This is a genomic window from Gilvimarinus sp. 1_MG-2023, from assembly GCF_030548285.1.
Map to the genome: position 1 here is coordinate 35,072 of NZ_JAUOSC010000015.1, position 15,790 is coordinate 50,861.

12 protein-coding genes are annotated in these 15,790 nt (G+C 45.4%); 7 read left to right on the forward strand and 5 right to left on the reverse strand.

Going from position 1 to position 15,790, the window contains the following annotated elements; genetic code table 11:
• Window positions 1-66 precede the first annotated feature (66 nt).
• The 4 genes from Q4563_RS14135 to Q4563_RS14150 all read left to right on the forward strand — a co-directional run bounded on the left by Q4563_RS14135 (window position 67) and on the right by Q4563_RS14150 (window position 6,921).
• The gene (locus tag Q4563_RS14135) at window positions 67-2,553 is read left to right on the forward strand and encodes a response regulator (RefSeq protein ID WP_215975950.1); all 2,487 of its coding nucleotides are present in this window, start codon (window positions 67-69) and stop codon (window positions 2,551-2,553) included.
• A complete protein-coding gene (locus Q4563_RS14140) occupies window positions 2,553-5,414 on the forward strand; it encodes a class I adenylate cyclase (protein WP_303604906.1) in 2,862 nt (953 codons plus the stop codon). The genes Q4563_RS14135 and Q4563_RS14140 overlap by 1 nt, the downstream gene beginning before the upstream one ends.
• Window positions 5,415-5,604: 190 nt before the next feature.
• Window positions 5,605-6,333 (forward strand): NUDIX hydrolase, encoded by a 729-nt coding sequence (locus Q4563_RS14145; RefSeq protein WP_215975948.1) that lies wholly within the window; start codon window positions 5,605-5,607, stop codon window positions 6,331-6,333.
• 138 nt (window positions 6,334-6,471) lie between these two features.
• The gene (locus Q4563_RS14150) at window positions 6,472-6,921 is read left to right on the forward strand and encodes a DUF6491 family protein (protein WP_303604907.1); all 450 of its coding nucleotides are present in this window, start codon (window positions 6,472-6,474) and stop codon (window positions 6,919-6,921) included.
• Between the two features lie 4 nt (window positions 6,922-6,925).
• Here the strand turns inward: Q4563_RS14150 and Q4563_RS14155 are convergent, their stop codons facing one another.
• Window positions 6,926-8,497, reverse strand: a complete 1,572-nt coding sequence (locus Q4563_RS14155; RefSeq protein WP_303604908.1) for a sensor histidine kinase — start codon at window positions 8,495-8,497, stop codon at window positions 6,926-6,928.
• Window positions 8,498-8,515: 18 nt separating this feature from the next.
• Entirely contained in the window at window positions 8,516-9,208 is a 693-nt protein-coding gene (locus Q4563_RS14160) for a substrate-binding periplasmic protein (RefSeq protein ID WP_303604909.1), read from the reverse strand.
• A 274-nt stretch (window positions 9,209-9,482) separates the two neighbouring features.
• On the opposite strand from Q4563_RS14160, the gene Q4563_RS14165 reads away from it, so the two are divergent.
• Both Q4563_RS14165 and Q4563_RS14170 read left to right on the forward strand, forming a co-directional pair.
• Entirely contained in the window at window positions 9,483-10,274 is a 792-nt protein-coding gene (locus Q4563_RS14165; RefSeq protein ID WP_303604910.1) for an AfsA-related hotdog domain-containing protein, read from the forward strand.
• Window positions 10,275-10,284: 10 nt separating this feature from the next.
• Complete coding sequence (locus Q4563_RS14170) at window positions 10,285-10,959, forward strand: HAD family hydrolase (RefSeq protein ID WP_303604911.1); 675 nt, start codon at window positions 10,285-10,287, stop codon at window positions 10,957-10,959.
• Between the two features lie 28 nt (window positions 10,960-10,987).
• On the opposite strand, the gene Q4563_RS14175 is transcribed toward Q4563_RS14170, so the two are convergent.
• On the reverse strand, window positions 10,988-13,063 hold the full coding sequence (locus Q4563_RS14175) for a putative bifunctional diguanylate cyclase/phosphodiesterase (RefSeq protein WP_215975942.1): 2,076 nt from the start codon (window positions 13,061-13,063) through the stop codon (window positions 10,988-10,990).
• 383 nt (window positions 13,064-13,446) lie between these two features.
• Between Q4563_RS14175 and Q4563_RS14180 the strand changes: the two genes are divergently transcribed.
• On the forward strand, window positions 13,447-14,400 hold the full coding sequence (locus Q4563_RS14180) for a GGDEF domain-containing protein (RefSeq protein WP_303604912.1): 954 nt from the start codon (window positions 13,447-13,449) through the stop codon (window positions 14,398-14,400).
• 41 nt (window positions 14,401-14,441) lie between these two features.
• Here the strand turns inward: Q4563_RS14180 and Q4563_RS14185 are convergent, their stop codons facing one another.
• Both Q4563_RS14185 and Q4563_RS14190 read right to left on the reverse strand, forming a co-directional pair.
• Entirely contained in the window at window positions 14,442-14,873 is a 432-nt protein-coding gene (locus tag Q4563_RS14185; protein WP_303604913.1) for a hypothetical protein, read from the reverse strand.
• The gene (locus Q4563_RS14190) at window positions 14,854-15,783 is read right to left on the reverse strand and encodes a lipid kinase (protein ID WP_303604914.1); all 930 of its coding nucleotides are present in this window, start codon (window positions 15,781-15,783) and stop codon (window positions 14,854-14,856) included. The genes Q4563_RS14185 and Q4563_RS14190 overlap by 20 nt, the downstream gene beginning before the upstream one ends.
• Window positions 15,784-15,790: the final 7 nt, after the last annotated feature.

The following is a 15,790-nucleotide window of genomic DNA, read 5'->3' on the forward strand; positions in this document are numbered from 1 at the left end:
GGCGGCAATGGCACGCCCGTACTACGGTTCGCCTGTATACAGGCAGCTAGGCAGGACACACAGCTAATGGCTAATAAAAGTGAGAACACGGCCGCCCTGGAGGCGCGTATTGCGCAGCTGGAGCACGCCTTATCGGCGCTGACCGGAAGTAACTCTGATTCTACGAATCGGGCGCTGCCCTCTATGCAGTGTCATTTGGAGCTATTACTGGGTTCCACTGAGCCCGGCGACATAAACGCCAGCCTGCGGCTGTTAAGTGAACAACTCGACATTCAACCACTGACACTTTGGTCGGTCGACAGTGACCTTAACCACTGGCAATTAATTGCAGGTGAACTGGCCGCACCAACTCCGCCGAACCCAAGCGCTTATCGCGAGCAACTTAGCAACGGCGAAGATCTCGCGATCGAAGACGGCTTGTTTGCCCCGATTAAGGTACGTGGCCAAACTCTGGCTATTCTCAGGCTACCCAGTGCACCAGCGCCGGCTTTACTAAGCTTTGCGAAGCACGTTGCAACCTTAATACAAGAAACCTATCAGCGCGGTCAGCTAATCAATCATTTAAACGAACGTGACAAACGATTTCGCTACGCCATGCGAGCCTCGCGCGATGGACTCTGGGACTGGAATCTCGAGCAAAACACCCTGTATTTTAGCCGCGGTTATTTGCGCATGCTGGACTTTGAACCCGACTCATTACCCGGCACCTTCGAGACCTTCAAGAATCAGGTTATCCACCCAGAGGATGTAGACAATGTGCTGCAAGAGTTCAATACAGCTATCGACAACCGGCGCGAATCCCTGTGCCTGGAGTACCGCCTACGTAAACGCAGCGGCGAGACTGTCTGGGTCAACAGTCAATGTCTATTGGTTGAGCCAGACCAGCAGGGCAAAGCCACTCGCTGCGTTGGCACCAACTCAGACATCACCCAATCCATAACCGATCGGCAAGCACTTATTCAAGCAAAAGCAGAGGCCGAAATGGCCAGCCAAACCAAAAGTAAATTTTTGGCGAGTATGAGTCATGAAATACGCACGCCACTCAACGCTATTTTAGGGCTCGGCCACCTACTGACTGACACTCAACTCGAATCGCAACAGGAAAGTTATTTAAGCAGCATCAACCACGCGGCCAATTCTTTATTGCACACCGTCAACCAAGTGTTTGATTATGCCAAATTAGATACAGGCCATATCATCCTCGAGAACTCACACTTTGACCTGGAACATGTATTTGAGCGACTGTCCCGTATGTTCGAAAGTGCAGCCGTACACAAGCCGGTCAACATTATTTTTGATATTGCCGATGACGTGCCACGCTTTTTACGGGGTGATGCAGTTCGCCTGGGCCACATCATCAGCCATTTAGTCACTAATGCGTTGCAGTATTCGAACAGTGACCAAGTGATTGTTAAAACTCAGAACATGAATGCTAGTAGTGATAAAATTGATCTTCGATTTAGCATTATTGATCACGGCACAGGGCTAGACGCCACCACATTGAAGACCCTGCGGGACGACCTCAACACCCAGCCACACTCCGGCACACAGGGTAAGCACGGGTTTGGCTTGCAAATATGTAAATTGCTCGTGACTTTGATGCACGGAAAAATTGATATCTCGAGCAAACTGGGAAAAGGCTCTAACTTCTCATTTCATGCCCAATTTGAGCACAGCCACATCGGAGACCACCATATTGCCGGAGAAAAAAGCAGCTGCCGCGCCCTGCGCTTGCTAGTCATAGACGACAACCAACTGGCACTCGACATCCTCGCCAAGTCTGCCGGAAAACTGGTCGATCATGTCGACACCGCCTCAAGCGCGCAGGAAGCTCTGGAAAAAATCAAACTTGCCGAGGCCAATCATCATGCCTACGACTTGCTACTACTCGATTACAAAATGCCATTAAAAAATGGATTGGAAGCGGCGCGAGATATATACCACGCACCTTTTATTCATCATAAGCCAAAAATATTTTTAGTATCTTCATTTCAGCGTGATGAGATATTTTCACAACATAAAGATACGGATTTTGTCGACGACTTCCTCAGTAAGCCGGTCAGCGAGTCGCGCCTGTTCGACGCCATCTGCCGGGCCATACCCGAATGCCTGTCCGATCTTAACGAAGAACCCTCTGTTACCGACACACGCGCACATTTGGAAGGCAAACGCGTTCTCTTGGTGGAAGACAACACCGTTAATCAACAGGTAGCTCGAGGCATGATGAAAAAACAGGGCATTGATGTCACCTGCGTTGAAAACGGACAACTGGCCGTTGATATTCTTCAAAATGCTACCCCTTTTGATGCAGTATTAATGGACATAGAGATGCCCATCTTGGACGGTATTGAAGCAACTCGTGTCATTCGCAAGCTTGACCACTGCAAGAAACTACCCATTATTGCCGTAACGGCACAAGCAATGAATGGTGATCGAGAACGCTGTATTGAGGCAGGCATGAATGACTACATCAGCAAACCGATTAAACCCCAATTACTCTATCAAACACTTTCAGACCTACTCAACGGGCAGATCTCAACCGTTAAACACTGATGTATGATTTCTCGAAACTCAACCCAGATGACGGCATAGATCGCAAACAACTTAAACGCCTTAAACAGCGTTTTTTAGGATTAAATACCGTGCGCCTAGAGCGAACCCGGCAGGCCATTGGGATTCGCCAACAACTATTTTTAGATGTGTTACCTGTATTATTGCATGTAAATCATCCTATGCTACCCGGATATCAAGGCAGCGACACGCCTTGCGGCATTCCCTATTTCAAGCCCAACAGTATTCAAATTAGTGCCGCTAAAATTATCACCCGAAGCTTTGAGCTGAAAAAAACTTTTGCCCAACAAGAGCTGGCGATCGATGCATTGTTTATTATGGGTAGCGTCGGCACCATTGCGCACAGCGAACGCAGTGATTTTGACATTTGGGTCTGTCATAAAAACAGCATACCGCAGAAAGATTTAACCAAACTAGAAGCTAAATTCGAGGCTATCAGTGCATGGGCCGACAAAGAGCTTGGCGTTGAGGCGCATTTCTTTCCAGTTTGCGGTGATAGAAAACAAGGCAAGCCTGCATCAGGCGCCATGTCTAAAGAAAGCAGCGGTTCGGCGCAGAACCATCTTTTGCTGGATGAATTTTATCGAAGTGCAATATGGGTGGCAGGGAAGATTCCGCTATGGTGGTACGTCCCCGTTAAACACGAAAACAACTACCAACATTTTACCGACCAACTATTAAAAAAGCGATTTATTCGAAAACAAGATGTCGTTGATTTTGGCCCAATTACCCACATCCCTCATGAGGAATATTTAGGAGCAGGCATTTGGCAGCTGTACAAAGGCATCAACTCTCCACACAAATCAGTGATAAAGTTAATGCTGTTGGAAGCTTATGCCGTCAATGGTACAGCCTACCCACTTGCCCTTGACTATAAATCAATTGTACATCAATCAGAGCCATGTGCTGATGAGGTGGACAGCTATCTTCTTATTTACAAACGTATTGAAGAATACTTTACCAAAACCAATCAAAATGACCGGCTAGATCTCGCCCGGCGCTGCTTCTACTTTAAGGTCAATAAAGCCTTAACACATCAGCCATCAAGTCGAGAAAAGTCGTGGCAGAGAATATTATTGGAAAAATTCGTTGTCCAGTGGCAATGGGATAACACTCAACTATTACGTCTTGACTCCCATAAACTTTGGAAAGCAAATCAAGTTATTCATGAGCGTGATTTATTAATCAAAGAGTTAAGCCAAAGCTATCGACTGCTCAGCAACTTATCGCGTCAATCATTTCAAAAAGCATCTATTAGCTCACAGGAACTCGCCATACTTGGTCGAAAACTACACGCTGCTTTTGAAAGAAAATCAGGAAAAATTGAAACGATTAATCCAGAAATATCTAAAGATTTATCAGAACCTAACATCTGGATTACATTCAACGAGGATAAACCTCACTGGTCGCTCTTTAAAGATAAACGCTCTCAGAAAAAAACATCACCCCAAATCCATAACCACCTGCTGTCGGCCGATTCATATTACGCATTGCTGGTCTGGGCCATTTGGAATGGCATTGTTGACACTGCGACTCAAGTCGAGATTCAAGGCAATAATTGCCTCCGGGATACTGAACAACAAAACCTTATTCAGCGCACCAAAAAATGGTTATCTAAATCGCAATCGCCTCCATCTCACGAGGCATTCATGGAAACTGCACACGTTGCACGAGTTCAAATTGCCATTAATTTAATATCATCAGCTTATGAAAATTATGACAAACAAGGTTTAACCTTGTTAAGTGAGCAATCAGATGCGCTCAATTATAGTGGTCTGCACGACAATCTGGTCCGCTCTGCGGATATTGCCCATATCAATAGCTGGTCGGAATTGATTGTCAGAAATTATAACCGGGACTCTCTTAGCGAAATACTTATCGCTTACTTAAGATTTGCCCCGCCCCACGCCATAAAAACCCCACCAGAACTTGATATAGTTTGCCCCGACCAGCAATTTGGCGCACTTATTGAAAATAGGCTCTATGAACTTTTCAATCGTATTACTCAATGCTTTTATGGTGTCAATGGTAATTCGTATGCACGCTATTTGATTGAAACTCATCGACACTTCTATGTTGTTCAGTTTCATCAGGGAACTCCGTCAGTCACCAAGCTCCGCTCTATAGAAGATCTTTTTCGGTATATGGAAACGCCACAATCACACGACAGGCCTTTAATTCTTGACTCCAAAGCCTTATTGAATACAGCTCTTCGTTGCATTATAGAATCAACCAAACCCGCCAAGCACTATCTCTATTATGAAATGACGGATAGCGGGATTATTTATACCTATTGTGATGTAAGCGGGGCTTTATTTCGTTTTAACTATCAATCACAAGATCGTCAAGCTTACCCTCTTCCGATTATCAACTTTATTGCCTCTGTCAATGCACGACTTTCTTCTCAAGGGGAAAAGTTCGCACTAGATCACTTTGTCTCGTTAGACAACTCGCACGGTATTGAAATTCGTCAGGTGATTATTAATGGCAAAGATTACACCATCGAATGCCACAATGACTCGACTGCTACCAGATCAGTACAATACACGGATATCAAAGTTATTGTCGAGCCGGATGAAAACCTTTGCCTACACTACACAATCATTTGCGACAATCACGAATACAATGCCAAACAACTAGATCCATTCGAAATGGCAGCGCGCTATATCTTGCATAAGCGCCAAGGTAAAAACCGTTATCACTGCCATATTAGTGATTTAGATTTGACTGCCTGCTCTGATCTTCTAGCGCCCGAAACTGGGCTACAGTTAATACATTACCTACAGCAGAAACGATCCATCGAGTCGAGACTGAATCAAGCATTAACAAAAATCTATCGGTAATGATTATGCCTCCCAATTGGCCTTAAGCCACTCACCTAAGAGCACCTCTCTGGTCAAACTGGCCAACACTCGTAACCCTGTAAGCCTTCAACTTAGCCACTCTAACAATAAGGTATATTTGACTATAATGGCTCAATTTATTATAACCCTATACTGAATATGCATTTAATCTTAAGCCAAGGATAGTCACGTGTCGGAAAATCAATCGTCTGCAGATGCTCAGCTCGACCAAGCCCCCCCGCAAGACAGCATTATTCCTACCATTTCTATCGATAATCTCATTTTTGGCTTTCACGAGGGGCAACTTAGCATTTTGCTCGTCAAGCACAGTCAAGGGGAAAGTGCCGGCTGCTGGGCGCTGCCCGGTGGGCGCATTCGTTATAATGAGAACCTACGCGATGCTGCCAGTCGGCACTTACTCGAGCTGACCGGCATAAAAGGACTCTATCTTGAGCAACTTAAAACCTTTGGCCAGGTTAATCGCTACCCCAAGGGGCGCATTATTACCGTTTCTTATTATGCCCTGGTCAGTGCTGAAAAGTTCGAACTGGCCGTAGGACATAAAACGGAAGATGTTTGCTGGTTTAACATCCGAGAACTACCGGAATTGATTTACGATCACTCAGACATACTGCAATACGGCATCAAACAACTACAACAAAACATACGCCGACAGCCAATTGGATTTAATTTGCTACCTGAAAAATTTACTTTATTGCAACTGCAAGAACTTTATGAATCCATCCTGGGCATAAAACTCGACAAACCTAATTTTCGTCGAAAAATCATGAAAATGAACCTGCTAATAAACTGCGAAGAAAAAGAAATCGGCGTTTCACATCGAGCTGCTAAATTGTACCGATTCGATGAACATACCTACCACTCACTCACTCGCCGTGGCTTTTCATTTGAAGTTTAAGGCTTATCTATATAAATATTGATTTTTTGTATTTAAACTATCGGTAGCTTATCCTTTTAAAGTATATGGTAAGACGTAATCATTATTCGGTTTTACCTCGCAATTATCAAATCTACACTCCCATTACGGAGCCGCACTATGTTTTATTCCCACAAGCTTTTATGTACTACTATCGTCGCCAGTGCAATCAGCTTGGGCTGCAGCACGTCCACAAAACCGGCCGTGCCCAGTATGACTACAGCCCTGTTAGAGGTCACTCAGCAGAATGGGCGGGCTTGTGTTCAAGTCAATGATATAACAGGGTATGGTGTTCTGGAACGCGACGTCATTTCGATCAACGCCAGAGGCAATCATTATTATTTGGCTACCGTTAGACCAGGCTGCTTCGATTTAGGCATCTCCCCAAATGCGTTGTTTGACGATCACTTTGGGGATGTCTGCGGGGGCGGGGTAAGTCGCTTACGCACCGGCGATAGCCACTGCCAAATCCGTTCCGTGTTTGAATTTGAAGATCGTGAACAGGCATTTACCGCCCACGATGATGCGCTTACTATCCGCAAGCAAAGCCAGCAGAAAGACAAGCCCTGATTTTTTACGCTTTATTGATTACTGGCAACCGATGAGTACCCGAGCTACTGTGGCTATGCATCTCCCACAGAGTAAAATAAAATACTGCCCCTGAATCTGGGGCAGACTCAGCCCATATGTGCCCACCATGTCTTGCCACAATACGTTGCACGGTTGCCAAGCCAATCCCAACACCCTCAAACTCGTCCTGTCGATGAAGTCGTGTGAAGGGCGTGAATAACCGATCGGCATACTTCATATCAAAACCAGCCCCATTATCTTTAATAAACAGCACTTGCTGGCCCGACTCTTCTTCATAATGCCCAAACTCAATCACCGCAGCACTTTCTTTTTCGGTATATTTCCATGCATTGGACAGTAAGTTGTTCAATAATACCGTCATCATTCGCCGATCAATATCAGCCCAAATATCGGGCTCAATGATTACACTTACCTGTCGATCTTTATTATTTTCTTGCAGCTCATTTACTAGCTTTTCCACTATCAACGAAACGTTAGCACTATCTACATTCAACTCACTTTGTGTCGCTCGTGACAATTGCAAAAAGCTATCAATCATTTCACTCATTGATTGACTTTCTTGAGTTATTCGATCAAAGAAGTGCCTGGATTTATCAGATAAATCATCTACCAGTCGCTCTTGTAACACCTGACAAACACCATCAATACGCCTAAGCGGCGCACGTAAATCGTGAGACACTGAAAAACAAAAGCTGCCCAACTCTTTATTGGCAGCCTCTAACTCTGCAGTTCGACGCTGTACACGCTCTTCCAACTCAAGATTAAGCCTTCTTACCTCTCTCTCCGCACGCTTTCGAGCCGCGACATCGTCTGCTAGTGCTTTATTGATAGATTGTAAATTATCATAAGCACTTACTAAATTATCTGTCAGTTGATTAAACGCCTCTACAACCTGATCTAGTTCATCTTTATCGTCAAGCTGCTTTCGCTGCAGTGCTAACCTTGGGGCTGGTTCAACTATTTTATATCGCGCCAAATGGTTGGCAATCTCACTGAGGTGCACGGTAACTAATCGATAAAATATAAATAATATAAACATGGACACCAAAAAGGTTTTAACCCCTTGGCTTAATAATATAACTACTGCTTTATCTAACAACCTTGCGTATACATCTTGCAAAGAAGCTTGAACTTTCAGCACTCCTATCACTTGCTTGTCATTGGTATCTGGCTTAAAGATAAAATATTCGCGAACAATGGCGTTAGTATCTTGAAACTTTCCCAGCTCAATCACTAATGGGTTTATCACACTTTCTGACAGCTCATAGATTGCAACCGCATCCACATCTGGCAAATGACGAATACCTTCTATTTGAATATAAAGCTGCTTAGTATCAAGATTCCACAAGCTTGCGCTTATAGCCGACAGGTGGCTACTCTGTATGTCTCCCAGGCGTCCCTCAATCAAGCTAATATCGCGCTGATAATCGGTAAAAAGCTGAACCGCCGTAGCTAGCAGTGTCACTACCGAACTAAATAAAATGATGTGCAGTAACAACCGTCGACCAATGCCTGTATGGCTTACAGCTTTGGAAATTTGCTTGAAGAACTCCATTTTCCTCACCCGCTGGCCCTAGAAGTAATATTGTTGCCGTATTTTTTCGATAGTACCATCTTGCTTCATTGCTCGAATGGCCTGATTTATTTTCTCCATCTGTGGCAATTGACTCGATTTACGTGAACATTGAAAAATTAGAGGTATATCGGCCAACGCCAATGTTTCACCGATAGCGGCTGACAAACGATTGTGAACCGCCAAGTATCGCACTGTTGGAATGGCCCCTGCTATAGCATCAATTCGTCCACGCGCCAGCTTTCGCAATGCAATTAAATAATCCGTATCATATACCTTATTTAAGGACTGGTCAGAATCGAAGCGTGTCGTAATAGAAGAGCCTCGTATCAGCGAAATCTTAAGGCCGGTTAAATCTTCGTAGCTGTTAATTTCCACACCCGGGCGGGCGATTAAACCCATCTCATGGTATGACACCAACTCTCCTGGCACCACGGTCTCTTCGCTGCGCGGAATCAATATCGTGCAGTCGTGGCCGCCGGTTTCCAGCTCCCGATCAACTCTGGCAAAAGGGGTTAAGCTAATATCAATGGAATACCCGGTTCTGGCGGATATTTCTTTCACCAACTCGATAAACCCTCCTGACATTTCGCCATTTTTTTCGGTCGCCCAGGGCTCTACATCGATTGATATAAAATTAAGACTAGCTGCCAACACCTGAGCAGGCGTCAAAACAACGCTTAGCCATAACAAATATTTGACACCTACTGATTTATACACTGAATTACCTGCTTATTTAATTATTCAATGAGCTGTTCAATCGGCATTATGCAAAATTTGACGCCAAATTACAGCGAATCCTTCCATTATTCTTATAAGTATAGGCCGTCTTATCAATTTGGCCCGAATAGTGCGATATAGATCGCAGGGCGTACAAAACGATCGATTTTTGACACTCCAAGCAAATGTTGATCAGGTTTCTCTGATCAAGGATAGATTAATCTCACACGAGCAAAGGGGAAAACCCATGAGTAACCGTATTATTTTGGTGGTTGGTGATAAATTTGCGTCTTATGCCATAGGCAAAGATGCCATGACTGTTTCACAATTAAAAGGCTTATTGGCACTGCCTGATCAAATGCTTTCTATGCACGAATCGACGACCTTGCTCCCAGGCCAAGGGATGGGGGATCACTGCATCGAGGAAGTCCTCACTATTGCCGAACAATCACCCAATTTCTCATGCTTCGATTTTAGCCTATGGCGTCATTTACCCAAACGAGCCAGTCAATCTATTACCCACAAGCATAAACCAGAAAATACGTTGATCTCTCACCCTCGACAGATTAATGAGAACACTTTTGAATTACAATTGCTGATTGACGAGAACTGTGAGCTGATGAGTGATCACCAAAGTGGTCAACATGTGCAGGGCATGATACTAATTGAAGCCGTTCGCCAAGCTACAGTGGCAATCACTGAAACGCATTTCATTCAAAATAAAGAGATTAAATATGCGTTCGTGCTCAACGATATGTCGGTAAAATACAATAATTTTTCATTCCCAGTAAACGCTTCTATTGTCTGCCGTATTACCAATAAAGATATCGATAACCCTAAACGTTTGAGCTTCACGATCGAAGCGGATGTGGTTCAGTGCAACACCTGTGTGTCGAGCTTGTTTTTCAACATCTCAGCCATCGATAAGTTGCGTATAGGCCGGCAAGAGGAAATGCAGGCCAAGAAAACTCAAAAACGTTATCTTGCACATGCTTACTCAGATCTAGCCTCGACTATCGATTCTCAATTAGCGAGCTAATGGGGGCCATATGCAACAGCCAACAAAACGACGACAATTTTCTTTTTTCGACGTTGATGACACGCTTATCTCTGTGAAAAGCATGCTGAGTTTTCAGGATTATTGGTATCATATGTATCCAGACGCGGAAAAGGAAGCCTCTTACCGAAAAGACTTATTGGAACATATGCATCCTGGTGCATGCTGGGCCCATTTAAATCGCTTGTATTATCAGCATTTTTCGGGTCGGGCTATTGAGCACATCGCTTCTGTTTCGCGCCAGTGGTACGAAACCATGCAGCATAAATCAACACACTTTTATCATCAAAACGTTGTAGAGCGATTACAGCAGCACCAAGCGCTTGGACACACCCCAGTGTTTGTTTCAGGCTCTTTTCGCCAATTGTTAGAGCCTATTGCGCATGAACTCAAGGTAAACCATATTTTAGCCATCGACCTGAAAGTAAAAAATGGGCAGTGCACGGGTGACATCATGTCACCCCAAACCATCGGGGAGGGTAAAGCAATCGCCATAACGCAGTTTTTACAAAAACATAATACCAATCCCAAGGACTGTTTTGCCTATGGTGATGATATTTCTGACTTACCGATGTTGCAACTAATAGGTACCGCCGGAGTTGTAGCAGGGGGGCGCGGTTTGGAAGCGGAAGCGTCAAAAAATGGCTGGGAAATTATCCAGCCTTAATCATAAAACGCCCTGTTAACGGGGCGTTTTATGATTTCGAACCCTCTTCTTGCGCTAAAATCAACTGTATTTTTCGCAATGTCATGGGTTTATCCAGCATAAACCCTTGCGCATAGTCGCACCCCAATGATTGTAAAAATATCATTTCCTCTTCACGCTCTATGCCTTCTGCCACAACATCCAAATTCAGCCCATGTGCCAGAGTTATTATCGTTTCTATCAACGAGCCAGAACCACCCTCTTGCGCTATATTACTCACAAAACTGCGATCAATTTTCAGTGTTTTAAAAGGATAACGCTGTAAATAACCAAGCGATGAATACCCTGTCCCAAAGTCATCAATTGACAAACGGATTCCCATTTCGCACAACGCTTGTAAATTTTCTTGGGTATTATCGGTATCTTCGACCAACACTCTCTCAGTTATTTCCAATTCAACTTGATCCGGTTGCAACTGGTTTAACTCCAATTGTTCGGCTACATACTGCGCATAGTTTTCGACATCAAGTTGTCGAGCTGAAATATTTACCGCCAAACGCATACCATGATTTTGTATAATATCGCGCAATTCTCGACATGCGGTTCGCAACACCCAGCTATCGATTTCATGAATTATGCCGATATCCTCTGCCAAGGGTATAAACACTCCGGGCATCGTCAAAGTATCACGGTCTCGGCGCCATCGCACCAAAGCTTCGTAACCGACTACCTGCACACTTTCCAAATCATAAATTGGCTGATAATGAAGCAGTAGTTCATTGCGCTCCACTACAAATCTTAACTGCGATTCCAGTTCAAGACGCTCTAATAATTGAACATTGATGTCTTCGGTAAAAAAGTGGTACCCGTTACGCCCTTGCTCTTTGGCTTGGTACATCGCCAAATCTGCATTGCGCATTAACAAATGAGGGTTGGCGCCATCGTTAGGGTATAATGCAATACCAATACTGGCAGTTACAAAATAATTGCGCCCAAAAATAACAAATGGCTGTTCAAATTGACGCAATATTTTCTCAGCAACAATTTGTGCGTCGCGTGGATTTTTCAGACTTGGCAGCAGCACGATAAACTCATCACCGCCCATACGCGCCAGCGTATCACCACCACGAACGCATTTTGCTAATCGATCAGCGGCTTCTTTCAATAGGTTATCGCCAATGCTGTGACCCAAACTATCATTTACATTTTTAAAATGATCCAGATCAATACCCAAGACAGCCGCTTGGCATACTTCGCGCTCATTGTTATTGATCGCCAACTGTAAACGGTCAATCAACAGCACGCGATTAGCCAGACCAGTTAGCTCATCGTAGTGGGCTTGACGCAGCAGCTGTTCTTCGTAGCTGCGTCGGATAGTAATATCTTCTTTAATCACTATGAAGTGCGTAATGATTTCCTGCGAATCAGTCAGAGGCGAAACCGTTACGTGCTCCCAAATCAACTGTCCTTTTTGGGTGCGACTAGTAAATTCCCCGTGCCACTCTTGCCCATTTCGTACTGTCGCCCAAAGCTGGGCGAGAGTTTCGTCGGATCGCTCATCTTGTAAGGTGAATCCAACATTTTGCCCTATCGCCTCAGCGGCACTGTAGCCGCTTTGTTCTTCAAAGCGCGGGTTAACATACTCAATACAGGCATCAGGGTTCGTAATCAATACGGCAACGGGACTTTGTTCTAGCGCACGGGATAAAATTCTAACGCGCTCTTGCGCTTCGCGCTGGCTACGGCGCATTTCAGCTTCGCGTAATTCTCGCTCAATCGCGGGCACAAGACGAGCCAGTGCCCGCTTATCCATAAAATCATGCGCCCCTTGCTTTAACAAGGAGACCACATCTTCTGCCGACACAGCTCCAGAGGTAATAATAAAGGGTAAGTCTTGACCACTGTGCTGTAGAGTGGTCAACGCCTCTTCGGCGGTGAATCGAGGCATTTTATAGTCGCAGATCACGACATCCCACTGCTGATCACCTAAGGCTGAACGCATTTCTTCTAATGTTTGCACTTGATCAGAGCTGGGCTCAAACCCACCGCGTTCCAATTCAACCAGTGTTAACTCCGCATCCACCTCGGAGTCTTCCACAAACAATACTTTTAAGGGGGTTCCCATAGTAAAAATCAACCTCATCCATCGGCAAGGGAAAGGCTAGAGCCCTTATTACCCAACTAAATTTCAGCACATAAACAAACACGACGTCACACTAAATGTAGCGCTTAAAAACAGAAAATGCGACCCATTATCAAATAATTTATTGCGACTATGACTGGATAATTCTATTAGCTGTCATTTTTATCGCACTTATTGGCAATATTGAAGACTGTACATTGCCTGATAAAACTATTATGCCTTCCCTGACACTGAATAACACATACCAGTCGATCTCATTATGACAACCTGATATTTTAAATACGGTCACTTATACTGTATGACTAGACTCGCTCTCGGCAACCCATCAAGTTATATCGAGCAAACACTCACAAGGTTTACAATCTATGTCGGATTCGAATGGAATCAACACGCTAAACCCTCCACTCAATGCCCAGTTTTACCGAACACTGCTGGAATCCACGCAAGCTATCCCTTGGCAAATTGACTGGAAAACACTCAAGTTTAGCTATATTGGCCCACAAATTGAGACGTTGTTGGGCTGGACGCAAGACAGCTGGAAATCCGTTGAAGACTGGGCTGAACGTATGCATCCGGAAGATCGCGACTGGGCTGTCGACTACTGCGTATCACAATCCAAGGCCGGAGCCGATCACGAAGCCGATTACCGCGCCCTGACCAAAAAGGGTGATTACGTATGGATTCGCGATGTCGTGCACGTTATTCGCGACGAAAACGGTGACGTTGAATCACTCGTGGGCTTTATGTTTGATATCAGCGAACGCAAAAAGATTGAAGATAAGCTCTTTGACCTGCAAAAAGAATTGGAGGATCTATCGTTTAAAGACGGTCTGACAAATGTCGCTAATCGCCGTATGTTCGACTCTATCATTGAAGTAGAGTGGACCAATGCTCGGCGCAACAATCAACCCCTGTCTGTCATTTTGTTTGATATCGATTTCTTTAAACAATACAACGATATTTACGGTCATATTCAGGGTGACGATTGTCTGAAAAAAGTCGCCAAAGTTCTCAGTCAAAGCGCTACTCGCCCGCGGGATTTTTTTGCGCGTTACGGTGGTGAAGAATTTATTTTAGTCTTGCCCGAAACCGATATCGAATCGGCCCGCAAGGTCGCAGACCGCTGCCGTAGCTTAATCTTTAAAGAGCAAATTCCCCATCAGGGTTCCGACGCCAGTCACATCGTTACCGTCAGCATGGGTATAGACACTACGCTGCCGGAGCACACAGACACCATCAAAGAATTTCTCCAATCGGTAGATCGCCGCCTTTATATGGCCAAACAACAGGGGCGCAACCGCATGGTGGATGTAGGCTAAGCGTTAGCGATCTTATTTAAGGTCGCACTACGGCTAATTGCTTACAACGCCCTTAAACGCTCAATACTGTCATTCACCAGCTGCTGACAACGGCGTAGCAGCGGCTCATCTTGAGCCTCTAACCACTGCTCCTGTTCGGAGATCATTTGCGCTAACTGTTGTTCTGCCTGCAGGCGTTGAGCCACGACCTTTCCCGTCTCATCGGCGGCAAACAAGCCCGACAAATGGTTGATGAACTGCTCGCCCTCTTCTCGTTCGGGGTCTGGCACCGACGGTAAATCTTCGGTCGAACGAATTTCAGCGGCGAAATCGCGCGCCAGGCTTTCTCGCTCAGCCGCCAGTTGTTCAAAGCACGATTCAGCGCTGATATCTGAGACAAAAACAGCCGCGTCCCGATAGTGGTCAGCGTTTTCCAGTAAAGCTATATGCAATTGTTGCAGGGCGACCTGCCTATCACTTCTCAACAGTGTCATTAGTCTCTCCAATCCAATTGTCAGCATCAATTACCACGTCTAAAGCGTTCCTTTGCAGCGTAAAGTTAGCGGGCGTTTTGGCAACACACTCACCGTCAGCGTGTATTTCCATTTCTTTAGGCCGTGTGATTAACTCTATCGTTTTCGCTCGCAACAGTGTCACACGGTCAGCCTGACGCTGCTTACCATCGCGTAACAACGGCGCCAAAGCCAGTAACTCCCACAACGATTGCGGCCGAATACTGTACAACGATAATTGCCCATCATTGATCCGACACTGCTCATCCACCACATTGCCGCCACCGTAGTACCGCCCATTACCCACCGCAAGCTGTATAGAGCGCAATTTCATCCATTGGCCGTCAGCTTTCAACTCTACTTTAAACTGTTTCACTCGGGCCAAAGCTGCGAACAAGGCTTTTAAATAACTAAAAACGCCCCAATGCTTTTTGACCTCGTCGGTTAACTCTTCGGTAACCTTAACTCCCAGTCCCAAGTGTGCGACATTAAAATAGTAATGCCCGTTCACCACCCCCAAATCAATAAACTGACGATGCCCGGCCTCAATAGCCGCAAAAGCGTTATCCAGCTCGCCCGTTAAACCCAGAGAACGCGCAAGGTCATTGGCTGTGCCCAAGGGCAACACCGCTAATGGTAGCTGGCATTCACTTAGCACCCCTGCCATTGAACTGATGGTGCCATCACCGCCGCCAACAATGACCAAATCCAATGCGGCTTTTCGCTCCAGCACCGCCTGGCGACTCTCCTCCGGACCGGCAGACTGGTACTGTTCAATCTTTATACCGGCTTGCTCAAGCCGCGCAATGCCAGCATCCAATTCCGCCTCTGCGCACTGACGGGCCTTAGGATTCACAATTAACAGGGCGCGCTCTATCGGCTGTTTTGGCATGGGTGTT